Origin of the sequence: Extibacter muris (assembly GCF_004345005.1) — a bacterium.
Taxonomy (GTDB): domain Bacteria; phylum Bacillota; class Clostridia; order Lachnospirales; family Lachnospiraceae; genus Extibacter; species Extibacter muris.
Map to the genome: position 1 here is coordinate 22,734 of NZ_SMMX01000013.1, position 24,203 is coordinate 46,936.

Here is a 24,203-nt window from a genome sequence, read left to right on the forward strand (position 1 = left end):
TGATATTGAACGTATCAAAAGTCACAAAGGAGGTTTTGACCATGAATAAATTTGTTTTAAAAGCCCCATATCAGCCTACCGGAGATCAGCCGCAGGCTATCGCAGAACTGGTAAAAGGATTCAAGGAAGGCAACCAATGCCAGACTTTACTAGGGGTTACGGGTTCCGGTAAGACGTTTACGATGGCGAATGTTATTCAGGAACTTCAGAAACCGACGCTTGTTATCGCACATAATAAAACGCTTGCTGCTCAGTTGTACGGGGAATTCAAGGAGATGTTCCCTGAGAATGCGGTGGAGTATTTTGTCAGCTACTACGATTATTACCAGCCGGAGGCTTATGTACCGTCATCCGACACATATATCGCTAAGGATTCATCCATCAATGATGAGATTGACAAGCTCCGCCACTCTGCGACAGCGGCACTGTCCGAGCGCAGAGATGTGATTATCATCGCCAGCGTGTCATGCATCTACGGCCTGGGAAGCCCGATCGACTACCAGGAGATGGTAATCTCCCTGCGTCCGGGTATGACAAAGGACAGGGACGATATTATCCGTAAGCTGATAGATATCCAGTATGACCGCAATGAGATGGACTTTAAGCGCGGCACGTTCCGGGTACGGGGAGATGTGCTGGAAGTCATTCCGGCCATGAATGACTGTGACGTTATCCGTATCGAATTCTTCGGTGATGAAGTAGAACGTATCACGGAAGTGGATGCGCTGACAGGTGAGATAAAGAACGAACGGAACCATATCGCTATATTTCCTGCCTCCCATTACGTCGTTTCAAAAGAGAGCATGGAGCGGGCGGTGAAAGAGATAGAAGTGGAACTGGATGAACAGATTCAGTATTTTAAAAGCAAAGGAAAGCTTCTTGAGGCACAGAGGATTTCCGAGCGGACGAATTTTGACATAGAGATGATGCGGGAGACCGGATTTTGCTCGGGCATAGAAAACTACTCCAGACATCTGACAGGGCTGGCTCCGGGACAGCCGCCCCATACGCTGATTGATTATTTCCCGGACGATTTTATCATGATGATTGATGAATCCCATAAGACAGTGCCGCAGATTGGCGGCATGTACCACGGCGACCAGTCCAGAAAGTCTACGCTCGTTGAATACGGATTCCGTCTGCCGTCGGCAAAGGACAACAGGCCGCTCAGCTTTGAAGAGTTTGAAAGCAAGCTGAACCAGGTGATGTTCGTCTCCGCCACACCGGGCCGCTATGAAGAAGAACATGAGCTTCTGCGGGCAGAACAGGTCATCCGTCCGACGGGGCTGCTGGATCCTGAAGTGGAAGTGCGGCCGGTGGAAGGACAGATTGACAATCTGGTCGGTGAAGTGAATAAAGAAGTGGCGAAAAAGAACAAGATACTGATAACGACGCTGACAAAACGTATGGCAGAAGACTTGACCGACTATATGCGTGAGCTCGGAATCCGCGTAAAGTATCTGCATTCTGACATCGATACGCTTGAGCGGACCGAGATTGTAAGGGATATGCGTCTAGATGTGTTTGATGTGCTCGTTGGCATCAATCTATTGCGGGAAGGGCTTGATATTCCGGAGATAACGCTTGTAGCGATTCTGGATGCGGACAAGGAAGGGTTCCTGCGTTCCGAAGTATCGCTGATTCAGACTATCGGCCGTGCGGCCCGTAACTCTGAAGGACATGTCATCATGTACGCAGACAAGATGACAGACTCCATGCGGCTTGCGATTGAAGAGACGAAACGCCGCCGCCGGATCCAGATGAAGTACAATGAGGAACACGGCATCACGCCTCAGACGATTCAGAAGGCAGTCCGAGACCTCATCAGCATCTCGAAGAAAGTTGCGGCAGAAGAGATGCGCCTGGAAAAGGATCCAGAATCTATGAGCAAGAAAGAGCTGGACAAACTCATAAAAGAGATAACAAAGAGAATGAAGACCGCAGCGGCAGAGCTGAACTTTGAGGCAGCGGCAGAATTGCGTGATAAATTGGTTGATTTAAAAAAGATATCAGAAGACTTATAAAATTTCCATAGGGGTCTGACCCCTATGGAAATTGACGGAAAGGAATGTATGATGCAGAACAGATCAGATGAGAAACAATATATCAAGATACGAGGTGCCAATGAGCACAATCTGAAAAATATCGATTTGGATATCCCCAGGAACGAGCTGGTCGTCCTGACCGGCCTTAGCGGTTCGGGGAAGTCTTCCCTGGCGTTTGATACGATCTATGCGGAAGGGCAGAGGCGGTACATGGAATCGCTGTCTTCTTATGCGAGGCAGTTCCTCGGACAGATGGAGAAGCCGGATGTGGAGAGCATCGAGGGGCTTTCTCCGGCGATTTCTATCGACCAGAAGTCTACGAACCGCAATCCGAGATCTACGGTCGGCACTGTGACGGAGATCTATGACTATTTCCGGCTGCTGTATGCACGTGTGGGAACGCCCCACTGTCCGCAGTGCGGGAAGGAAATCAGGAAGCAGACGGTAGACCAGATGGTAGACCAGGTCCTGGAGCTTCCATCCGGTACGAAGATCCAGCTGCTGGCCCCGGTTGTCAGAGGGAGAAAAGGGAGACATGAGAAGCTTCTGGAGCGGGCCAAGCGAAGCGGCTATGTCCGCGTGCGCATTGACGGCAATCTGTACGAGCTGTCGGAGGATATCGTACTGGATAAGAATATCAAACATAATATAGAGATTATCGTGGACCGTCTTGTCGTAAAGGAGGGCATCGAGAAACGGCTGACAGACTCCGTGGAAAGCGTCTTGGCGCTTGCGGAAGGGCTTCTCGTCGTAGACGTCATCGGCGGAGAGCCGATGAACTTCAGCCAGAGCTTTTCCTGTCCGGACTGCGGTATCAGCATTGATGAGATCGAGCCGAGAAGCTTCTCGTTCAACAATCCGTTCGGCGCCTGCCCGGAATGTCTTGGACTCGGCTATAAGATGGAGTTCGACGAGGACCTGATGATTCCGGATAAGAATCTGAGCATAGCCGAAGGCGCGATTGCGGTTATGGGATGGCAGTCATGTACGGACAAGGGCAGCTTCACAAGAGCGATACTTGACGCTCTGGCAGACACGTACAGATTCTCGCTGGAGACACCCTTTAAGAAATATCCGAAGAAAATACACGATGTCCTCATCTACGGTACCGGTGGAAAAGAAGTTAAGGTGCACTACAAGGGACAGCGCGGCGAAGGCGTATACGATGTGGCTTTTGAGGGGCTGATCAAGAATGTGGAGCGGCGCTACAGGGAGACTGGTTCGGAATCATCCAAGGCGGAGTATGAGACGTTCATGCGCATCACGCCGTGCCATGAATGTGGCGGACAGCGCCTGAAGCCAGGCGCGCTCGCTGTTACGATAGGCGGGAGGAACATTGCGGAAGTGACGGCCCTTTCTATAGGTAGGCTTCAGAAATTTCTGGACAGGCTGAAACTGAATAAGCAGCAGATGCTTATCGGCGGACAGATACTGAAAGAGATAAAAGCGAGAATCAAATTTCTCATGGATGTCGGACTGGATTACCTGACACTGTCCAGAGCGACAGGTTCCCTGTCAGGCGGAGAGGCTCAGCGTATCCGTCTGGCCACCCAGATCGGCTCCGGTCTTGTCGGCGTGGCGTATATACTCGATGAACCGAGCATAGGGCTTCACCAGCGGGATAATGACAAGCTGCTGCATACGCTGAAGCATCTGAGAGACCTGGGAAATTCTGTCATCGTGGTCGAACATGATGAGGACACGATGCGCGAAGCGGACAATATCGTGGATATCGGACCGGGCGCCGGAGAACACGGCGGGTCTGTCGTGGCCCAGGGCACGGCAGAAGAGATTATGAAGAAGGAAGATTCTATCACCGGCGCGTATCTGAGCGGCAGGCTGGCGATCCCTGTCCCGGACGGAAGGGCCAAGCCGTCGGGATGGCTGAAGATCAAAGGGGCGAGAGAGAATAACCTGAAGAATATCGATGTAAAGATACCGCTTGGAATCATGACGTGTGTAACCGGAGTGTCCGGGTCCGGAAAGAGTTCGCTCATCAACGAGATTCTGTACAAGCGGCTGGCGAGAGATCTGAACCGTGCCAGGACCATTCCCGGAAAACACAAAGAGATCGAAGGCATCGACCAGCTCGACAAAGTGATAGATATCGACCAGTCCCCGATAGGCAGGACACCTCGTTCCAACCCCGCTACTTATACAGGAGTGTTTGACCTGATTCGGGACTTATTTGCGGCGACGCCGGATGCAAAGGCCAAAGGATATAAAAAGGGAAGGTTCAGCTTCAATGTAAAAGGAGGTCGCTGCGAAGCGTGCAGCGGCGACGGCATCATCAAGATCGAGATGCACTTCCTTCCGGATGTATACGTCCCCTGTGAGGTGTGCGGGGGGAAACGCTACAACAGAGAGACATTGGATGTAAAGTATAAAGGAAAGAGCATATATGATGTGCTGGACATGACAGTGGAAGAAGCGCTGGAATTTTTTGAGAATGTGCCCAGCATACGCAGAAAGATGGAAACGCTTTATGATGTCGGACTGTCTTATATCCGCCTCGGCCAGCCGTCCACGCAGCTCTCCGGCGGAGAGGCGCAGCGTATCAAGCTTGCGACGGAACTCAGCAAGCGGAGCACAGGCAAGACGGTATATATCCTGGATGAGCCGACGACAGGCCTCCATTTTGCAGACGTGCATAAGCTGACCGAGATTCTGAGACGTCTGGCATCTGACGGCAATACGGTCATCGTAATCGAGCATAATCTGGATGTGATTAAGACAGCTGACTATATCATTGATATCGGACCTGAAGGAGGGGACAAAGGAGGGACGGTAATCGCCGAAGGCACACCGGAAGAGATTGCTGCGAATCCGGTCTCATATACAGGGAAATATATCGAAGCCATGCTTCACAAAACAAATGATGCATAAATTTGTCCCGATAGTTGCATATTATTAGAAAAGCGCCTGCAGTTCCTGGTTTTGCACATTGATTCACAAATAATTAAGGAAAAAGGGGTTTCCATTTTTTGAAAATTTGATTATAATGATACATGCACGTACCCAGGATTATCCAGATACGTGCCGTGGATGATAAACAAATGATAATCATATAGATAGCATAATGAAAGGGGAAGAAGAATGTCAGTAGATATTGGAATCGATTTAGGGACTGCCAGTATCCTCGTATATGTGAAGGGCAAGGGCGTAATACTGAAGGAACCGTCTGTCGTTGCATTTGACAGGGATACGAACGCGATCAAGGCGATAGGAGAAGAGGCCCGGCTGATGCTCGGCAGGACACCGGGCAATATAGTGGCTATCCGGCCGCTCAGGCAGGGCGTTATCTCTGATTACACGGTGACAGAGAAGATGATCAAGTATTTTGTCCAGAAGGCGATGGGAAAACGCACGTTCAAAAAGCCGCGTATCAGCATCTGCGTGCCGAGCGGCGTGACAGAGGTAGAGAAGAAAGCGGTAGAAGAAGCAACATATGCGGCAGGGGCGAGGGAAGTAAACCTTATAGAAGAGCCGGTAGCCGCGGCAATCGGAGCGGGCATAGACATATCCAAGCCGTGCGGGAACATGATTGTGGATATCGGCGGCGGAACTGCTGATATTGCTGTGATTTCTCTTGGCGGGACGGTAGTGAATACTTCTATCAAGATAGCGGGGGATGACTTTGACGAAGCAATCGTCCGGTATATGCGCAAGAAGCATAATCTATTGATTGGAGAGCGTACGGCTGAAGATATAAAGATTAAGATCGGGACGACCTACCCTTTGATTGAGGACGAGGCGATAGAAGTCAGAGGCAGGAACCTGGTCACGGGGCTTCCGAAGACGGTGACGGTTACTTCTTCTGAGACGGAAGAGGCACTCAGGGAGACTACGGGCCAGATAGTGGAAGCTGTCATAGGCGTGCTGGAGCGGACTCCGCCGGAGCTGTCTGCCGACATTCTGGACCGGGGCATCGTACTGACCGGGGGCGGAGCCATGTTGCGCGGCCTGGAGGAGCTTATCGAGGAAAAGACAGGAATCAACACGATGACAGCGGAAGATCCGATGAAGGTGGTCGCAATCGGGACAGGCCAGTTCGTCGAATTTATGAGTGGACGAAAAGATATCTGATGGAAACGATAAAAGGATATGTAGAACACATCGTGTACCGGAACGAAGACAACGGCTACACGGTATTTAACCTGAACAATGAAGACGGGGAACTGACGTGCGTCGGCAACTTTCTGTTTATTGAGGAAGGGGAGCTGTTGAACCTCAGCGGCGGCTACACGACGCATAAGCTGTACGGCATGCAGTTTTCTGTAGAATCTTCGGAAGTGTGCGAGCCGGAAGACCTTATATCAATAGAGCGCTATCTCGGGTCGGGAGCCGTAAAGGGGCTCGGGGCGGCCCTGGCAGGACGCATTGTGAGACGGTTCAAGGAAGATACGTTCCGCATCATAGAAGAAGAGCCGGAACGGCTTGCGGAAGTCAAAGGGATCAGCGAACGCAAGGCGAGAGAGATCGCGCTTCAGGTAGAAGAGAAGAAGGACATGCGCCAGGCTATGATATTCCTTCAGAAGTATGGGATATCTACGGCCCTGGCTGCGAAAATATACCAGCATTACGGACAGAACGTATACCGGGTAATAGAAGAGAACCCATACCAGATTGCGGACCATGTATCCGGGGTGGGCTTTAAAACCGCTGATGAGATTGCGGCTAAGGTTGGAATCCATACCGATTCTGACTACCGCATACGCAGCGGTATTTTCTATACCCTTCTCCAGAGCATCCATGAGGGGCATATCTACCTGCTCCAGGAAGCCCTCCTGTACCGTTCAGGGCAGCTGCTTGGCGTTGAGATACAGCACGTTGAGAAGTATCTCATGGATCTGGCAATGGAGAAGAAGATTGTCATGAAGGACGCAGAGGACGGCGTACGAGTATATGCGTCACACTACTATTATATGGAGCTGAACGTCGCAAAAATGCTGCATGATCTGAACATTACCTTTGAAATGTCCGAAAGTGCACTGAGACACAGGATTCATGCCATTGAAGAGAACACGCGGCTTCCGCTCGAAGATATGCAGCGGAATGCGGTCATGGAAGCAGCCGGACACGGTATCACCGTGCTGACCGGAGGGCCGGGAACGGGTAAGACCACGACCATCAACGCGATGATACGTTTCTTTGAAAGTGAAGGAATGGACATCTTCCTGGCTGCACCGACAGGGAGGGCGGCCAAGCGGATGACCGAGGCCACCGGATATGAGGCACAGACGGTACACCGTCTTCTGGAAGTGAACGGGAATCCGGAAGAAGAAGGAAAGACAGGCTTCCTGCGGAATGCGGAGAATCCACTGGAAGCAGACGTAGTCATTATAGATGAGATGTCCATGGTGGATCTGCCGCTCATGGCAGCTCTGCTGGATGCTGTCAGCCCGGGGACCAGGCTTGTGCTTGTCGGAGACAGAAACCAGCTGCCATCCGTAGGTCCCGGAAGCGTACTGAAGGATATCATTGACGCAAAGCGCTTTCCGGTCGTCATGCTTACGAAGATCTTCCGCCAGGCAGGGGAAAGCGATATCGTAGTCAATGCTCATAAGATCAACAGAGGGGAAGAGGTCGTGCTCGACAACAAAAGCCGGGATTTCTTCTTTCTGAAAAGGCAGGATGCAAATGTCATCATCAGCGTGCTCATACAGCTCATACAGAAGAAGCTGCCTAAATATGTGGACGCGGAGCCTTATGATATCCAGGTGCTCACTCCGATGCGCAAGGGCCTGCTTGGAGTGGAACGCCTGAACCGGATTCTGCAGGAATATCTGAACCCTCCCACAGAGTCCAAGAAGGAAAAGGAATTTGGAGACCGGATATTCCGCACCGGCGACAAGGTGATGCAGATTAAGAACAATTACCAGCTTGAATGGGAAGTGTCCACAAAATATGGGATGACGATAGATAAAGGGCTTGGGATATTCAACGGTGACATGGGCATTATAAAGGATATCGATACATATGAAGAAGCCATATCGGTAGAATACGATGAACACAGAGTGGTAAAGTATCCATACAGCTTATTAGACGAGCTGGAACTTGCATATGCTATTACTATACACAAGTCGCAGGGGAGCGAGTACCCTGCGGTAGTGATACCGCTTCTGCAGGGACCGAGGCAGCTGTATCACAGGAATCTTCTGTATACGGCGGTAACGAGGGCGAGGCAGTGCGTAACGCTCGTGGGGAGTGACACGGTATTCAGGGAAATGATCCAGAACACGAATGAGCAGAACCGGAATACGAGTCTGGCGGAACGAATCCAGGAATTAAAATGAAAGATGTAAAAGCTCTGTCGCTTTTCTGGCCGGATACATGCCCTTTCTGTGGAAAGGTGTGGAGGGGCGGCGCCTGTCCGGCCTGCCTGGCTGCAGTGAAGCGGCTGGAAGTGAAAGAACCAAGATGCATGCAGTGCGGCAAACCTGTCCGGCGGGCAGAAGAGGAATATTGCCGTGACTGTTCGCATACATATCATCATTATGACAGGGGGAGAAGCATATGGCTGCATAAGCCGCCTGTCAGCAATTCTATCTATCGGTTTAAATACCAGAATCAGAGAAATTATGGAAGCTACTATGCTAATAAAATGACAGAGCACTGCGGCACATTTATAAAAGCATGTAATCCGTATCTAATCGTTCCCATCCCGTTACATCCAGGCAGAAGGCGAAAGAGAGGGTATAACCAGGCGGAAGTGCTGGCGGACTGTCTCGGGAAGCTGACGGATATACGCGTGGACGGCAAGGGACTGGCCAGGATACGCAGCTCCAGCCCGCAGAAGCTGCTTGGCAGCAGGGAGAGGAAGCAGAATATGCAGGGAGCATTCGCGGTCACAGGCAGGTTCGTACCGGTGCCGTCCGTCCTGCTTGTCGATGATATCTATACGACCGGGAATACCATAGATGCAGCTGCCGAAATACTGAAAAAGTCCGGAGTCCAAAATGTCTATTTTTTGACTATAAGTATTGGACAAGGATACTGAGATTTGTTATACTAAAAATGATGTTTAATTATATGTGACAGGAATTTGAGGTGGATTATGTTAGATGAGCGGAGAGTAAAACTGATGACCCAGCTTGCCTTCTATGAACAGACGCAGGGGAAGCAGGATTTTAAGATAAGTGAATACTATAGAAAAGATTATGCAGGGATGCATACGATCTGCTCCATCCTATGGGTGACGGTCGGTTATGTATGCGCGCTCGCACTCATATTTCTGACCGGCATGGATAGCCTGATGGCCAAGATGTCCAACGGCCTGATACTTACCCTGGGCCTGGCCGTGATTATAGGATATGTCGTACTGGTCATCGTATATACGGTCATAACGAGCCATCTTTATAATCTGAAGCATAAGAAAGCAAGACAGCGTGTTAAGAAGTATAATCATAATCTGACGAGACTGCTTAAGATGTATGAAAAGGAGAATAAGTAAATGGAAAGTTTATTCGTACTTCGGGGACGGCTGCAGGAACTGTATGCCAGAAATTCTAAGATCATAGATAAGGCAATCCAGTTTGTTCTTGCACTTGTAACATTTTATCTGATCAATCATAACATAGGATTTATGAAGATGGCAGCATCACCGGCCGCTACGGTCGCGCTGGCAGTCATATGTACGTTTCTCCCGATGGTCATGACAGTCATTGCCGCTACGGTACTTATACTGGCACATACATTTTCTGTTTCACTTGCAACGTTTGCAGTGACAGCAATTGTATTTCTCGTCATGTATATCTTCTATTTCCGCCTGACACCGAAGATGACGTTGATCGTGCTGCTCACGCCGATTGCGTTCGCCTTTAAGATACCATATGTCATACCGGTAGCTTTCGGCCTTGTAAGCGCCCCGGTATCTCTTGTGGCAGTCGCGTGCGGTACGGCCGTATTCTATATGCTGAAATATGTAAAGAGCACGGCGGCAGTCATAGAAGGCAGCGGGGCCAAAGGGCTCATGACACAGATCAGCGCATATGCCAAACAGGTATTTCAGAGCAAAGAGATGTGGATAGTGATCGTAGCATTTATCATCTGCTTCTTTGTCGTATACACGTTGCGCAGACAGTCCATGGATCATGCCTGGAAGATAGCGGTCGTGGCTGGAGCTGTCGTAGACGTAGTCGTCATAGCGGCAGGGGATATCGCTCTTGGAGTACATACTTCATATGGAATTCTGATAGTGGGAAGCATAGCTGCGGTCATAATCGGACTCGTGCTGGAATTTTTCTTCTTCTCGGTAGATTATGCCAGAAGCGAGAGCCTGCAGTATGAGGATGACGAATACTACTATTTCGTGAAGGCGATACCGAAGATATCTGTGGCCACGCCGGAAAAGACGGTAAAGCGCATCAATGAGCGCCAGGAGACAGAGATTATAGATACGGAAGAAGTGAGAAGAAAGGCGAGACGCGGTGGAACCGTGTCAAAAAAGGCGCCTTCCGGCAAAGAAGCATCCAGAAAAGCACCGGCAGCGTCCGGGAAGAAACCTGCTCCTAGGAAAGGGCCTTCTGCGAAGGGCCGCGTGATAGGCAATACGGAACAGATACTGCTGACACAGAGCATGAAAAAGGACCTGAACCTGGATAAGGAATAGTACGGTGGGGAAGTATTGGTAATTAAGAAGGAGGTGACAAGATGGAACAGCGGATTACACAAATGATGGAACGGTATCTGAGTATCGTGGACGTTTATTTTCCTGAGATACATCTGACGGATATCATCGAAGTGATGATTCTGACTTTTCTGATTTATCAGATAATGATATGGATCAAGAATACAAAAGCGTGGATGCTTCTGAAAGGAATCATCGTGCTTGCTGTTTTTATTCTTGTTGCTGCTATATTTAAGATGCACACGATTCTGTTTGTGGCAAGAAATTCGGTTACGGTCATGGCAACGGCGGCTATCGTCGTATTCCAGCCGGAGCTGCGCCGGGCGCTCGAGAAATTGGGAGAACGGAAATTTCTTACGTCCGTCGTGCCTTTTGAGACGAACCGGGAGCGGGTAAGGTTCAGCGAAGAGACGATGGACAGCATGATTGATGCGGCTTACAGCATGGGAGCCGTCAAAACAGGAGCGTTGATAGTTGTCGAGCAGGCGATCCGCCTGACTGAATATGAAAGCACCGGCATCCGTCTGGACTGTATCGTGTCCAGGCAGGTGCTCATTAATATATTTGAACATAATACGCCGCTGCATGACGGGGCTATCATCGTCCGGGGAGACCGGATCGTCTCTGCCACATGCTATCTGCCGCTATCTGACAATATGGGGCTCAGCAAAGACCTGGGAACGAGGCACCGGGCGGCGGTGGGGATGAGCGAGGTCAGCGATGCTCTGGTCATAGCGGTTTCTGAGGAGACCGGGGCAGTATCCGTGGCATCAGGCGGCCAGCTCTACCGGAACATCAGCCGTGAAGAGCTTAGGGATAGGCTAACCGGTATCCAGAACAAGAAGACAGACACGAACAAATTAATAGCAATGTGGAAAGGAAGGCACGGCCATGAAGAGAAGACTGATGAATAATATTGGTCTCAAGATATTAGCCTTCTTTGCGGCACTGCTATTATGGCTCATAGTGGTTAATATCGACAATCCGGTTATCGACAAGACATTTTCCAATATACCGGTAACCGTGACCAATGAGGAAGTACTGACGGCGGATCCTAAGAATCCGCAGACCTATCAGATTGTAGACGGAACCCAGACGGTGAGCGTCACCGTAGTTGGAAAGAGGAAGCTGCTGAATGAGATCAAGGCGGAGGACATCCTTGCTACGGCTGACATGAAGGAGCTGACGTTAAAGACCCAGATTCCGATAGATATTACTGTGAATGGATACGAGGGGCGTTACAGCAGCGCCTATGCCACGCCGAGGAATCTGCAGGTGAAGCTTGAGAAGGAGCAGGGCAAGAAATTTCCGATTACTCCGATGACGACAGGCACGGTAAGAGACGGTTATGTGCTCGGAGAGATAGCATCAGATCCGGAGTCCGTATTCATAAGAGGGCCGGAATCTGTCATAAGCAAAATCAGCAGAGTGGCAGCGGAAGTAGACGTATCGGGCATGTCGTCTGATGCGGTGCTGAAATCCCAGCTTACACTGTATGATGAAGACAACAACGAGATAGACCAGTCGCTTCTTACGAATAACCTGGGCAGCAAGGGAGTAGGAGTCAGCATACAGCTGCTGCACACGAAGAAGGTTGGGCTGGAGTTTGACACCTCAAGGATATCTGCAGCAGACGGCTACTCATTCTCAGAGATTACTTATGAACCGCAGGAGATACAGATATCAGGTGAGGCCGATGCGCTGGATGAGATTACAAGCATCCAGATTCCGGCGAGTGCGCTGGAGGTGTCTGATGTAAGTGAAAAGACCGAGAAGATAGTTGATATCACCCCCTATCTTCCGGAAGATATCAACCTCGCGGACGAAAATGCCGGTACGATCGTCGTATCCATCAGCGTGGAAAAGAACGGGACGAAATCTTTTGAGATGGCGCTCGGTTCCATAACAGTCAACAATCTGCCGGCAAACCTGAAGCTGACATACGGAATGGCGGAGAATATAGAGATACAGATACGCGGACCGAGAGAAATTCTGGATAAGCTTGAAATGGGCGTGGATATCACAGCAGGCATAGACTTGAAAAACTATAAAGAAGCAGGAACATATGAAGTACCGGTCAATATACAGTATCCGGACAGCTGTTCGCTTGAGCAGAGCATCAAAGTGAAAGTTGTACTGGAGGACAAGGAATAGGAGGATATTATGGTTAGTCAGAAGGTAAAGATCACCAACCCAACAGGACTGCATCTGAGGCCGGCAGGAATATTCTGCAACGAGGCTCTTAAGTATGAATGTAAAGTAATGTTCCAGATAAGGAACACGACGGCTAATGCAAAGAGCATCCTGAGCATTCTCGGAGCATGTGTCAAGGAGGGCGATGAGATTGAGCTTGTATGCGAAGGAGAAGGCGAAGAAGAAGCGCTCAAGGCTATGACGGCAATTGTCGAACACGGGCTAGAGGATTAATTAGGGGTGGTAAAGTGGACGCCGGGCGGAAGCCGGATGACATCTGCTCCGATGCGTCCGAGGCTCCGACTAGCCCACGGCCTCCTAACTTTGCGGAAGAGTCGCTGATGGCTGACGTGAGGAATTTGGTCATGGCAGTATTTGTACAAAATAAAAGGTTAAAGAAGCTGAAAGCCTTGCCGTGGATTAATAAGACTTGAAGAACGTGAATTGCTTGAAAAGACCTCTGGGGAAAGAAATCTTGAAAGATTTCTTTCCCCAGAGGTCTTTTTGTAAGTCATGTGAGATTACAGGAAAATCAGTGTGATAAGGAAGCAATACCTACAAATGCTTGCACACAAGCCCGACACAATCAATCAGCCAGCTGACGCAGCCAGTAGCGTCCCACTTTACTATCCCCCACCATAATATGACAAAAAACGACAAAATATGAATTTTATAAACATGGTTGGGCGATATGTAGTAATTTATATTATATAGTTTTTCTCAATGTAAGCGGACTAAAGGAGTGAATCATTACGGAAGACAAGGAGTACATCTACATTCAAGACAGCGAGCATATCTGGAGGAAAGTAATGTTGTCGGATATCTACTATATCGAGACGATTAAATCCACTCACTACTGCGAGATTGTCTACAAAAACGGGGTGGGCAAGATACGCGCAGATATAACGCCGCTGCAGGAGGAGTTCGCTCCATATTTGTTTCGGACGAAAGCGTCCACGCTTGTAAATCTGGATCTGGTTGAAAAGGTAGATACGAAGAACCGGATCCTTTATTTCAATGACAGTATATATTGTACCTATGCACAGCGTCTGTCACCTGAGGTAAAAAAGAGGCTCAGGCTTTATAATTACAGAAGTTACAGGGGGAGAGAGGATGAGTGACCGGCCGTATCCATTTGAAAAGAACCGATACTATTATGGAAAGATGCTGACATCGGCAGACTTTCAGGCAGAACAGAGATACCATGACTGTAGAAGGATGTTCCTGAACCAGATGGTCCTGGGAACTGGTATCCTGTGCGGCCTTGGCGTCCGGGCATTGGATGAACGGACGCTGTTGATTGAAAGCGGGGCGGCGGTCGACGGCGCCGGCAGAGATATCGTCGTTCCGGGAGATACGGTGAAGAAGCTGGCTGCGTTAGAAGGATATGACAGCCTGACAAGATCTACGGCAGTGCTGTACCTTCGGCACAAGGAGGAGACCGTACAGCCTGTCTGCGTCGTAAACAGAAGGGCAGAACAGGAAGAGTATGAAGACAACAGGATACGGGATACTTATGAGTTCTTTCTGGCAGATTGCCCGGAAGATGAGAAGAAGGGGGAGGCAGAGGCGTTTTTTGCTGAGATGGTGCTTCTTGACGGACCCGATTATAAAGTAAGCCTTAAGATGCCGGCTGTCGTGTGCAAAGGGCGGCACGTAAGGCTCTCTTTGCTTATAAAAAACCTGTCCGGCAGCGAAGGCGCGGTCTCTGTCAAAGGACAGCTTAAGCTGCCTGCATTCCTTACGGCGGACGGAGCCCGGGAGCTGCAGATCAGGCAGGAGGAGGCCGTGCTGCAGAGTGGGGAAACGAAAAGACAGGATTACTGGCTGTATACGAATGAAGTAGAATATGAGTCTACCAGCATCTTATGGGACGATGAGGCTTCCGGCATATTTCTTGACGGAGATGAGACGGAGTGCCAGCCGCACCCGGAACTGGCGCTGCTGCTTACAGAGCGTACGCCCGAAGAGCTTGTGAGGTGGAACGTGGGGCGCAGGAATCTGGAAGAGAAGGCGCTGGGCAAGGCTGAAGAAGCGGTCTGCCTTGCCAGGATCGCCATCGCGGACGCAGTACATGACCATATACTGGAAGAGGTGAAGGAAGCAGGCGTCAAACGGTATATACCGCTGCCCCAGACAGAAGACATATGCAGTGAATATCTGGCCTGCTATTCCTATGACGGAGGTAATATAGTGCAGCCTGCATATGCACAGAGGGAGGAAGAGGAGGCGGTACAGGTCCAGGAAGAACCGGTGCTGGCCAGGGGTGGGACATTGGAGATACCATTGGATCTCAAGCAGAGAAAAGGTAAAGTATATTGCTCAGAAGAGGTGGTCCATGGGCTAGGTCCAGGTCCCGTATATGTGGATGTCGGAATCTTGAACGTAAAAGACGGGGCAGGCAGGGGCAATACAGGAGATACCGTCATCTATGGAGATGCCGGACTCTTTGAAGGCAGATCCGCACACGGAATATCAGTCCAGACATCCGTGAAGGTATACGAGTCAAGAGGGAGCTTCCAGGTAGCCGCAAGGCTTACGGGTGAACAGGATACGATTGTCCTTCCCCTCAGGTGGACGGCGGTACGGGTGCCTGCCGGGCTGGAACAAGGGGAGGAGAACAGAGCCATGCAGCTTGTGCCGGAAATGCCTACAGTCAGGCTGGCCCCGGGAGAGAAGCACTATTTCTCCGTCAGATTCAAGAATATGGAGCCCTGCACCCTGCTGTATGAACTGATGGATGAAGGCGGCGGAGAAGTCGGACCTGACGGTATATACACGGCGCCATCCAGATGCGGCATATACGAGATACGGATATGCTGCAGAGAATATAAGAAAGTATGTACGTATGTGTATGCGGTTGTGGGAGGAAAGGAATGAGCCTAAAAAAGATAGGTACTTTGAAGGAGGGCAGAGTGAACACGGTCTGCGTATGTACGGATAACGAGGGCGATAAGTGGCATACCCTGTGGGAAGTCAAGAAACATAAGACCGCGAGGATGCTGATGGATATGCAGGGAGCATCCCCTTTTGCAGAGTGCGGCATGGACGGCGAGCGCTTGTGCATCCTGCTTGCATATGAGGAGCCGAGGCCCCTTGGAAGGTTCTACCAGGGCAGCCTGTATACATGGGAGGAGCGGCGCAGGATATACGAGAACATCGTCCAGGCATGTGTGAATGCGGCTGTGCCATATCCTCTGCTGTACCTGCTTCTCAAAGAGAGGTGCATCAATATACGCCAGGATGGCAGCATGTACTTCACATATTACATACTGCTTGATGATCTGGATACCGATAAAGCAGAAAAAGATTGTGCGGGACTTGCCGCGGGCCTGCTGGCAGAGCTGATGGAGCTCCACGGCAGGAAAGAGGAAAGGTCCTGCCTCGCGCTTATACGCAAGAAGCGGAAACGGAATGCATATAACAGCTTCACGGAACTGGCCCATGATATAAAGTTTATTGACGGAAGGAAGAGGCTGAGCCTTATCTGGGGCAGGATTCCCTATCCGGAACAGAGCACGAAGGACAAGCTGTTCAGAATCCTGCTGCTGCTGACCGCGGTATTTCTGGCAGCAGCTGTCATCCTCGTCGCTTCACAACTTATGTTCGGCGATATTCCTCTGCTGCGGGCGTTTTCTGCCGCAGTCGGAAAGATTGGCACAGAATCGCTGCTTAAGTAAGAGGGAGGAGAAGGCCTACGAAAAAAGGAATTGATTTGACCCCAAGGGATGGACAGGACTATTACCGTATCGGTTTCTGGCTTGTGAGCAAGAGACTGGCATTCCTGATTACCATCGTCGTGTGCGTGGCAAGCCTGTGGTGCATCTTCCGGTCATTTCCGGTATCCCTGGGAGGTACGGAAAAAGGGGTTCCGGTCTTCCGCTATAATTCACTGCCGCTCAAGTTCTATAAGGGAGAAGCGGAAGTGCTGGCAAAGTCGGGATATACTGCATATATCGGACATGTGGACAGAGGAGCGGCACAGGGGAACGGCACTTTATATACGAAGGAGGGGAACGTCCTGTACAAAGGGCAGTTTACCGGTAATGAATACCACGGCAAAGGGACGCTCTACCGGGCCAATGGGACGAAGGAATATGCCGGTGCGTTTGACTACGGCGTGAGGCAGGGCAGAGGGAAGCTCTATAATGCTGGCGAAGAGCTGGTATATGCAGGCAATTTCCGCAACAACGAGATTGCCTATGAAGAACTGGCTGGGACGGCGACTGAAAAGGTGGCGGAAAGGTATACCGGACGACAGATCCTATATGAGATGGACGATACGGTATGTGCGGCCATGCCGGAGATACATGCCCTCTACAGTGCCCGAAGCGGTGAAGACAGCGTCGACGGCCTGTGGGAGACGACAGGAGTCTATGTCATGGCAGAAGAGTTCACGGCAGAAGACGTTAAGCTCAAGACTGTAAAAGGACTGAAGGGCTATTTTGAGACGCTGCAGTACGAAGGGAAGACGGTACTTCAGTTTGAAGATGTGGTGGCGATGAAGCAGCTGGCCGGACCAGTGAAGAAGAAGTACGGCACAGAGATTGCCATCGAGACGGAAGGGGAGCTTGCAGACGCCAGGAAAGTAACCGGCTACCCACGTAATATAGAATGCTATATCTATACATTTGAAAAAGAAGGCTTCCGCTATACGTTCTTCAGCTATGCGAAGAACAGCGGATTTGGCCTGTATCTGATTGAGAGGGATGACCGGGCAGGAAAAGGAGCGGAATGAGAAAGAGTGGATGGAAGAAGTGCCTGTGCATGCTCTGCGCTGCCTGCATATGTGCAGGAACATTCACCGGTTCTGCAGGGACGGCCGAAGCCGGACAGAAGGTACTGACACTTGAGCAGGCGAAAAAGCTGGCATACTTAAGTAGCACGGACTATACAACAGTAAAAAGCAAGATGAACCTGCAGAAAATAAAATACACGGAAGCTGTAAAATCTATCGCTTTGAAGCAGAAGAATATGCTGACCTTCCGCTGGTCTCCGCTTCTGACCTTCAAGTTTCCTGAACGGCCGGACATGGCAACGCTGTATGACTGGCTTTATAAGCCTGTACAGATACAGACGGAACTGTCTTCGCTCATGCATCAGCTTGAAGATGTAAGATGCAGCGTGGACGAGAAAGTGTCTAATCTCTATGTGGCCGTATACTGTGCTCAGGAAAAAATCACATTTGCCGGACAGAGGCTCGACAGCTTGAATGAGACGCTGGAAAGAATCAGGTGGAGAGTAAAGGCGGGGGAAGGCGCCCAGGCTGACGTGGATAAGATACAGGCACAGGTGAAGAAGCTGACAACGGATGTCAGCCTTCTGACGCGGCAGTACGAGACTGCAAAGAAAAAGCTTGGCACCGCGATAGGCCTTGACCTGTCGTGGGGATTCCGATTCGAGAATCCGTATGTAAAGGGGAAGCTGAAGCGCAGCATGGTGGGAGAGCTGACCGAGCATACGCTTGCCCACGACCAGGGATATTATGAGGCAAAGCTAGGTACACGGGCAGGCCTCGTGAGCCTGGAACTGAATGAACGGCTTCTGAAGTCTAAATACAGCAGGCATATGTCCTATATCCAGCCTTATATCAACCAGGCGCGACAGGGGCAGAAGATTGATACCGACGCTTTCAGGACGGCGTACGACCAGTTCTTATATGCGCTGGATAGCCGCTGGCAGGGGCATATCAGGATATTGTTCATCAAGATACCGAAAGAATGGTTCAAAGGCGCGCTTGACGGGGTGAGATATATGGAAGACGATCCCTATGCCGCATATACGCAGACACTGGAATATGTGGACCTGAAGCTGGAACAGGACCAGAAGCAAAAAGAGATAGAAGAAGCGGTGGCAGACCAGTTCGAGGCACTCGTTACGGCCGGGAACGCGTTGGATGCCCTCCAGGAGGCCGTAGCGGATATGGAGACAAAGCTGGAGAAGCAGGCAGCCTTGAACAAGCAGGGAAAGCTGTCTTTCGAGGAACTGAACGCACAGCAGGATGAGTATGAAGAGTACGAGATGCAGATGCTGGATTCTATGGCGGACTACAGCAGCCAGCTCTATTCCTTCGACCGTCTGACGTGTGGAGGGATAACGAAGTATCTGGAGGAGGGAAGCCTGTCTGCAAATGTATCAGGAACAGGTGACAGCTATCTCGTACAGGAAGAGGGAGAGGGCGCTTATTATACGCTGGAATCCAGAATCGAAGACAATATGTTTCTGCTTGGCGTCCGCATACCGGACGGGTACCAGATCAAGGTGACGGACTATGAACTCTGGGTTGACGGCGCCCAGATCGGGGCAAGGACGAAGATCGAAGAACCGCTGAAGCATCTTGCGCTTACGCTCGATGACGTTCAGAATGCGGCCATCCGCTTTTATAATAAAGATGGGTTTGTGGATGCATGTGAGATTGATCCCATGGTTATGCAAGGGCCGCTTGATATAAAAGGGGAGTATCAGGCAGCAGCAAAGAAGAAGCAGAAAAAGGTGGCGGATTATACCTATACATACCGGACATCCACAGGCATGGCGGAATTTAAGTTTACGCCCGTGACAGGGGAAGGGATCGCATATTACCAGGTGGCCGGCAATGACGGGCAGGCCATCTATGACAAGGCGCTTGTCCGGGCGGACCAGCCGTTCTGCTATCTGGCCTTGGCCGCGAGAGACCAGAAGAACCTGCGGATAAAGTTCTATGATGCGGACAAGAGGGAGCTGTATGTCGGTTCGCTTAAGCCTGATACACTGGAAGTTACCATACGGGAGGAATGACGGATGAGGATAAAGAGACGGATATCAGCGGCAGCCCTTGCAGTCCTTCTCATTTCTGCAGGATTGCTAGCATGGCAGTTCCCGAAATGGAGCGGAGCCGCCTTTTGGGAAGATGACGCTGTGCACATAGACCCGGATAAGATAGAGGAGTCCACGCTTATCATAGGTACGCACCTGATATATCTGGGGGCGCTTACCGATAAGCTCTATGAGACGGCAATCCAGTCGTCGGAAGAGTCCGGACAGAATACGATGTATTATAAGTCGGAGATTGGAGAGGGAAGATGGTACGCTATCGATGACGCCGGCTCCATAAAAGATATCAGCGACAAGGGAAAAGAAACCGGCAAGTCTAAGATAAAGGAACTGTATCTCACGCACCATACGAAATCCGACGGCTATACGTACAAGCTGAAGGACGACAAGATGGTAAATGTCTACGATATCAATTCTCCCTATGATCTGGAAGGGATGAAGGAGCTTTCTGCTCTCGTTAATGAAAAAAAGATGAGCGGAAAGGGGGGAGAAGTATTCGGGGCAAAGGTTGAAGGCAAGGTAACAAAGTGGTGTGACAAGGGGCTGGACATACTGAACAAAGAATATATCAGGCTTAAGGCCGCGGGGGCGGACGCCGAGTGGCTGGATATGCTGGACAAAGCGATGGGCAAGGTGGACGACCTGAGACGGCATGAAGCATATCAGAAAGTGGAAGCGGAAGTCAGAAAGCTCATAGACGCGGCGGACAGCGCAGACGCGGGTTATGTGGATGCGCTTTCTGACGCGGCGGCACAGCTGAATGACAGCATAACAGAGACGGAAGGAAATATGCTGGACATCGATTCCAAGACAGACATACCCGACGAGCCGGGCGGGGAACCAGATGAACCAGATGAGCCGGCAGAGGAAGAGGAGCGGCCGCTGACGGTCATGACCGTCATGGAGTCAGACCTTATCCGGCAGTACATCGAGGAGCCGAAGGATGATATCCTTGAGAATATGACGACACTGTCGCATATAATGGAAGGGATAAGCGTGTATCCGGAGGAGGAGGCACAATTTCTGAAAGAAAAGCTCATACCTGCAGCGGAGGCAGCTTATGCTGAGGATCCCACAGAAGTCAGGAAAAATGAACTGGACTATTACAAGAATGAACTGGCATCACGGGAAGGCGGCACGCCCGCATCTGACAAAGAGCTGGCCGGACTGTATGACAAGAAGGCAAAGCTTCAGCAGGACAGGCTCATGGCCTTGGATGAGGAGAACCTGGCCGAGGCCAAGCGTCTGGAAGCGCTTATCGATGTGACGTCCAGAGAAATCCAGGACAAGGAGGATGCCATCGAGAAGGAAGCGGCCTCTCTCGCAAGACAGAAGACCGAGCTGGAAAAAGAGCGTGACGGAGCAAAGACAGAGGAAGAAAAAACAAAGCTTGCAAATGAAATCCAAAAACTGGATAATCAAATCACAGCCCTTGGCGCAAATGTCGATGGTGGCTCCGCTTCCAGAAAAATAGAAGAGATGGCAGAGGCCGCCCGGGAGGCGCTTGAGGAAGGGGAAGACGGCACGGCACGGCTTACGGAAGCAGTGGAGGGCATAGGAGCGCTGTGCGGCACGGACCCGGCGCTTGCCGGAAGCAGCCTGGAGAGCCTGTATGAGAAGATGGCCTCCAGAAAATATATGGACGAAACGGACATCTACGACGGGCTGCTCGAAGACATTGAGGGGATCCTGGCGGACAACATATCCGTACTCGGCCAGGAGCTGGGAGAAGAGGAGGCAGTGCAGGTGATGGAAGAGGCTGCAGGTAAAGATAAGACGGCAGCAGTGATGGGCCTTACCATGTTCCTGGAACAGACGTCCGGCAGCGGGCTGAAGAACCTGCTGGACGGTAAAGTGAAAGCGTACGCCCAGGAAGGAGAAGCCTATGCGTTTCCCAAGCTTTCCGGTACGGCCGGTACCGGGTATGCCCCGGCAGATGTGGTTGCAGACTATGCATCGTTCCGCTATGTATGGAATGACAATAAAAAGAGGGCCGTGCTGGCCTCCAGAAAGACATATTATAAGTTTACCGCCTTTGACACGGCCGTTATCAGAGGGCCGGAGGAAGAAGAGGAGAAGCTTGGCGCGGCGGCAGGATTCAAGGGGACCGTCTATATACCGGAGGATTATGTGAAGAAAGAATTCGGGTGTGAAGTCTACGATATACCGGATACCGGATATTGTATTCTTATAGATCAAGATATAGCAGATAAGGCAGCGGAAGTATGCGATGCACTGTTAGAGAAAGGAGAGTAAAGAGATGGCAGATTATTTATCACCGGGAGTATATGTGGAGGAATACGACAATTCTCCCAGAGGAATGGAAGGAGTCGGCACAAGTACGGCGGGATTCGTCGGCATGGCGGAAAAAGGGGCCACGGCAGGGCCTCCGGTGCTTGTTACAGGCTTCGGCGACTTTACGAGGAATTACGGGGGGTACTTAAGCGAGTTCACCCATGGAGAATATCGCTATCTTGCAGGCGCGGTGGAGCAGTTTTTCGCAAATGGCGGCACACGCTGCTATATCGCCCGTGTCATCCCGGAAGATGCGAAGGCCGCAGAAGGGACGGCAGGGAGCGTGACGGTATCGGCAAAGAATGAGGGAGCGTGGGGCAACAAGATTACGATGGCCGTCCAGTCGTATACAAGGCGTAAGATGCAGCTGCTGGAAAAGACGGGAGACCAAAAATACCGTGCCAAATCAGCCGCAGGATTTGAAGAAGGCTGTATCGTAAAAGCGGGAGAGACGTATAACCGAATTACGGCAGTCCAGGGGTCAGAAGTCACATTCGAGGAAGAGCTGAAAGAGGACATGGTAGATGCCGGCCTCGTACCAGAAAAGGTGCTCTATCTGGCAGAATTCCAGGTAGATGTCCGCTGCGGGGATGACGCAGAGTCGTTCGAGGGGCTCAACATGAATCCACAGTCCGGCAATTATGCCCCGTCCAGACTGGAGCAGAGCCGGCTCGTGAATGTTACATGTGTCCCCGCGGAAGGCATCCGCAATCCCGCCGAACTGTTCGCCGGGGCCGAAGAGGCGGTGATAACGCTGGAGGGAGGTTCGGACGGAACGATGGAACAGGTCGGTGACGGGACATTCATCGGCAAGAATGAGCAGGCAGGAAAACGGACCGGCATCCAGGCATTCCTGGAGAACCCTGTCGTAAGCATACTGGCGGTTCCCGGAATCACAAGCCCTGAAGTGGTCGTATCTCTCGTCAACCACTGTGAGAACACGAAGAGCCGGTTTGCGGTCATAGATATGCCGAAAGACATGTCCGATACGGCAGAGCTGCTCGGATACAGGGATATGCTTGACAGTACATATGCGGCCATGTACCATCCATGGATACAGGCGTATGACCGCTCATGCCAGAAGCCATCTTTCTTCCCGCCTTCCGGTGCAGTGGCAGGGGTGTATGCGAGGACAGATACGGCAAGAGGAGTACATAAGGCGCCGGCCAACGAGACCATCTCCTGTACGGGTCTGAGCGTCAGCTATTCAAAAGGAGAACAGGATGTACTGAATCCGGCAGGCGTGAACCTGATCCGGGCATTTCCGGGACAGGGGATCCGTATCTGGGGAGCCAGGACAGCAAGCAGCAACGCAACTTTCAAGTATGTGAACATACGCAGGCTTTTCATCTATGTGGAAGAAAGCATCAAGGCCAATACGAACTGGGTTGTCTTTGAACCGAATGACGAGTCGCTCTGGAACAGGGTACGTGCAACCATCTCCTCCTTCCTTGAGACGTTATGGAGAAACGGCATGCTTGCAGGAGCATCCGCGGGAGAGAGCTTTTTCGTAGATATCGGACCGTCCACCATGAGCCAGGACGATATCCAGAACGGCAGGCTTATCTGCAACATAGGGATTGCACCGGTACGCCCGGCAGAGTTCGTCATATTCCGTGTAACCCAGAATACGGCGGAGTCAGGAGCATAGAGAGAGTAAAGGAGGACAAGAATTATGCCAGGAGAAGAGAACGGAGGATACAGCTATCCTTTGACGAACATGAATTTCCTCGTGACGTTCGGGGAGAATCTGACAGCAGCCTTCACAGAGATCAGTGGAGTAGAAGCTACCGTGGAGGAGATTGAATTCCGTCAGGGTAATTCCACGAGCCTTGCACCGGTAAAAATACCGGGCCTTGTCAAGCATGGCAGCGTGACGATGAAGATGGGATACACGACGGACAACGGGCTGGTCACATGGATCTATAACTGTATCAAAGAACAGAGGAGCGGGTTTGAACGGAAAGACGTGACGATAGAGCTTATCGATATCAGGACCGAATCGCCGGCACAGCCGGTGCAATCCGCCGGCGACCGCCCGGCGTGGAAGCTTAAGAACGCCTGGGTGACGAAGTATTCGGCGCCTGACCTGAATGCGTCCGGCAAAGAAGTTGCCATCGAATCCATAGATCTGGCTTATGAGGAGCTCGTCACACCAGGCGGCGGCGCAGCCGGTGGCAGCCCGTCCGGCGGGGGCGAATAGACGTCACGGTATAAACTGACATAAA

The 24,203-nt window shown here is 51.0% G+C and carries 19 protein-coding genes; all 19 read left to right on the forward strand.

Going from position 1 to position 24,203, the window contains the following annotated elements:
- Positions 1-41: 41 nt before the first annotated feature.
- Positions 42-2,024, forward strand: coding sequence for an excinuclease ABC subunit UvrB (gene uvrB, locus E1963_RS14205; protein ID WP_132279203.1), 1,983 nt, complete (start codon positions 42-44; stop codon positions 2,022-2,024).
- 24 nt (positions 2,025-2,048) lie between these two features.
- Positions 2,049-4,931, forward strand: a complete 2,883-nt coding sequence (uvrA, locus tag E1963_RS14210; RefSeq protein WP_330570841.1) for an excinuclease ABC subunit UvrA — start codon at positions 2,049-2,051, stop codon at positions 4,929-4,931.
- Positions 4,932-5,141: 210 nt separating this feature from the next.
- Complete coding sequence (mreB, locus tag E1963_RS14215) at positions 5,142-6,131, forward strand: rod shape-determining protein (protein ID WP_049729390.1); 990 nt, start codon at positions 5,142-5,144, stop codon at positions 6,129-6,131.
- Entirely contained in the window at positions 6,131-8,341 is a 2,211-nt protein-coding gene (gene recD2, locus E1963_RS14220; protein WP_132279206.1) for an SF1B family DNA helicase RecD2, read from the forward strand. Before mreB ends, recD2 begins: the two co-directional genes overlap by 1 nt.
- Positions 8,338-9,045, forward strand: coding sequence for a ComF family protein (locus E1963_RS14225; RefSeq protein WP_132279209.1), 708 nt, complete (start codon positions 8,338-8,340; stop codon positions 9,043-9,045). The genes recD2 and E1963_RS14225 overlap by 4 nt, the downstream gene beginning before the upstream one ends.
- 57 nt (positions 9,046-9,102) lie before the next feature.
- Positions 9,103-9,498, forward strand: a complete 396-nt coding sequence (locus tag E1963_RS14230) for a hypothetical protein (protein ID WP_132279212.1) — start codon at positions 9,103-9,105, stop codon at positions 9,496-9,498.
- Complete coding sequence (locus E1963_RS14235; RefSeq protein WP_132279215.1) at positions 9,499-10,656, forward strand: hypothetical protein; 1,158 nt, start codon at positions 9,499-9,501, stop codon at positions 10,654-10,656.
- Positions 10,657-10,697: 41 nt separating this feature from the next.
- Positions 10,698-11,588 carry a diadenylate cyclase CdaA gene (gene cdaA, locus E1963_RS14240; RefSeq protein ID WP_132279218.1) on the forward strand — a complete coding sequence of 297 codons (891 nt, stop codon included), beginning with the start codon at positions 10,698-10,700 and terminating at the stop codon, positions 11,586-11,588.
- Positions 11,566-12,828, forward strand: coding sequence for a CdaR family protein (locus E1963_RS14245; protein ID WP_132279221.1), 1,263 nt, complete (start codon positions 11,566-11,568; stop codon positions 12,826-12,828). Before cdaA ends, E1963_RS14245 begins: the two co-directional genes overlap by 23 nt.
- A gap of 9 nt (positions 12,829-12,837) precedes the next feature.
- Positions 12,838-13,101, forward strand: a complete 264-nt coding sequence (locus tag E1963_RS14250) for an HPr family phosphocarrier protein (RefSeq protein WP_066574468.1) — start codon at positions 12,838-12,840, stop codon at positions 13,099-13,101.
- A gap of 14 nt (positions 13,102-13,115) precedes the next feature.
- Positions 13,116-13,301, forward strand: a complete 186-nt coding sequence (locus E1963_RS19460; protein ID WP_145964191.1) for a hypothetical protein — start codon at positions 13,116-13,118, stop codon at positions 13,299-13,301.
- 375 nt (positions 13,302-13,676) lie between these two features.
- Positions 13,677-13,988, forward strand: a complete 312-nt coding sequence (locus E1963_RS14255; RefSeq protein ID WP_227185743.1) for a LytTR family transcriptional regulator DNA-binding domain-containing protein — start codon at positions 13,677-13,679, stop codon at positions 13,986-13,988.
- On the forward strand, positions 13,981-15,747 hold the full coding sequence (locus E1963_RS14260; protein ID WP_132279224.1) for a hypothetical protein: 1,767 nt from the start codon (positions 13,981-13,983) through the stop codon (positions 15,745-15,747). Before E1963_RS14255 ends, E1963_RS14260 begins: the two co-directional genes overlap by 8 nt.
- Positions 15,744-16,547, forward strand: a complete 804-nt coding sequence (locus tag E1963_RS14265) for a hypothetical protein (RefSeq protein WP_132279227.1) — start codon at positions 15,744-15,746, stop codon at positions 16,545-16,547. The genes E1963_RS14260 and E1963_RS14265 overlap by 4 nt, the downstream gene beginning before the upstream one ends.
- Before the next feature lie 35 nt (positions 16,548-16,582).
- A complete protein-coding gene (locus E1963_RS14270; RefSeq protein ID WP_132279230.1) occupies positions 16,583-17,605 on the forward strand; it encodes an MORN repeat-containing protein in 1,023 nt (340 codons plus the stop codon).
- Positions 17,602-19,644, forward strand: a complete 2,043-nt coding sequence (locus tag E1963_RS14275) for a TolC family protein (RefSeq protein ID WP_132279233.1) — start codon at positions 17,602-17,604, stop codon at positions 19,642-19,644. The genes E1963_RS14270 and E1963_RS14275 overlap by 4 nt, the downstream gene beginning before the upstream one ends.
- A 3-nt stretch (positions 19,645-19,647) precedes the next feature.
- Positions 19,648-21,936: a stalk domain-containing protein gene (locus E1963_RS14280; RefSeq protein WP_132279236.1), complete on the forward strand. Its 2,289-nt coding sequence runs from the start codon at positions 19,648-19,650 to the stop codon at positions 21,934-21,936.
- A gap of 4 nt (positions 21,937-21,940) precedes the next feature.
- A complete protein-coding gene (locus E1963_RS14285) occupies positions 21,941-23,626 on the forward strand; it encodes a phage tail sheath family protein (RefSeq protein WP_132279238.1) in 1,686 nt (561 codons plus the stop codon).
- A gap of 24 nt (positions 23,627-23,650) precedes the next feature.
- Entirely contained in the window at positions 23,651-24,178 is a 528-nt protein-coding gene (locus E1963_RS14290) for a phage tail protein (RefSeq protein ID WP_132279241.1), read from the forward strand.
- The last annotated feature ends 25 nt before the right edge of the window (positions 24,179-24,203 follow it).

What these genes read in the sequence shown, in the direction of transcription:
- E1963_RS14280 (WP_132279236.1), top strand. Translation starts at nt 19,648, where the DNA reads ATGAGGATAAAGAGACGGATATCAGCGGCAGCCCTTGCAGTCCTTCTC.
- E1963_RS14260 (WP_132279224.1), top strand. Translation starts at nt 13,981, where the DNA reads ATGAGTGACCGGCCGTATCCATTTGAAAAGAACCGATACTATTATGGA.
- uvrB (WP_132279203.1), top strand. Translation starts at nt 42, where the DNA reads ATGAATAAATTTGTTTTAAAAGCCCCATATCAGCCTACCGGAGATCAG.
- E1963_RS14250 (WP_066574468.1), top strand. Translation starts at nt 12,838, where the DNA reads ATGGTTAGTCAGAAGGTAAAGATCACCAACCCAACAGGACTGCATCTG.
- E1963_RS14290 (WP_132279241.1), top strand. Translation starts at nt 23,651, where the DNA reads ATGCCAGGAGAAGAGAACGGAGGATACAGCTATCCTTTGACGAACATG.
- cdaA (WP_132279218.1), top strand. Translation starts at nt 10,698, where the DNA reads ATGGAACAGCGGATTACACAAATGATGGAACGGTATCTGAGTATCGTG.
- E1963_RS14235 (WP_132279215.1), top strand. Translation starts at nt 9,499, where the DNA reads ATGGAAAGTTTATTCGTACTTCGGGGACGGCTGCAGGAACTGTATGCC.
- uvrA (WP_330570841.1), top strand. Translation starts at nt 2,049, where the DNA reads ATGGAAATTGACGGAAAGGAATGTATGATGCAGAACAGATCAGATGAG.
- recD2 (WP_132279206.1), top strand. Translation starts at nt 6,131, where the DNA reads ATGGAAACGATAAAAGGATATGTAGAACACATCGTGTACCGGAACGAA.
- E1963_RS14225 (WP_132279209.1), top strand. Translation starts at nt 8,338, where the DNA reads ATGAAAGATGTAAAAGCTCTGTCGCTTTTCTGGCCGGATACATGCCCT.
- E1963_RS14245 (WP_132279221.1), top strand. Translation starts at nt 11,566, where the DNA reads ATGAAGAGAAGACTGATGAATAATATTGGTCTCAAGATATTAGCCTTC.
- E1963_RS14265 (WP_132279227.1), top strand. Translation starts at nt 15,744, where the DNA reads ATGAGCCTAAAAAAGATAGGTACTTTGAAGGAGGGCAGAGTGAACACG.
- mreB (WP_049729390.1), top strand. Translation starts at nt 5,142, where the DNA reads ATGTCAGTAGATATTGGAATCGATTTAGGGACTGCCAGTATCCTCGTA.
- E1963_RS14285 (WP_132279238.1), top strand. Translation starts at nt 21,941, where the DNA reads ATGGCAGATTATTTATCACCGGGAGTATATGTGGAGGAATACGACAAT.
- E1963_RS14230 (WP_132279212.1), top strand. Translation starts at nt 9,103, where the DNA reads ATGTTAGATGAGCGGAGAGTAAAACTGATGACCCAGCTTGCCTTCTAT.
- E1963_RS14275 (WP_132279233.1), top strand. Translation starts at nt 17,602, where the DNA reads ATGAGAAAGAGTGGATGGAAGAAGTGCCTGTGCATGCTCTGCGCTGCC.
- E1963_RS14255 (WP_227185743.1), top strand. Translation starts at nt 13,677, where the DNA reads ATGTTGTCGGATATCTACTATATCGAGACGATTAAATCCACTCACTAC.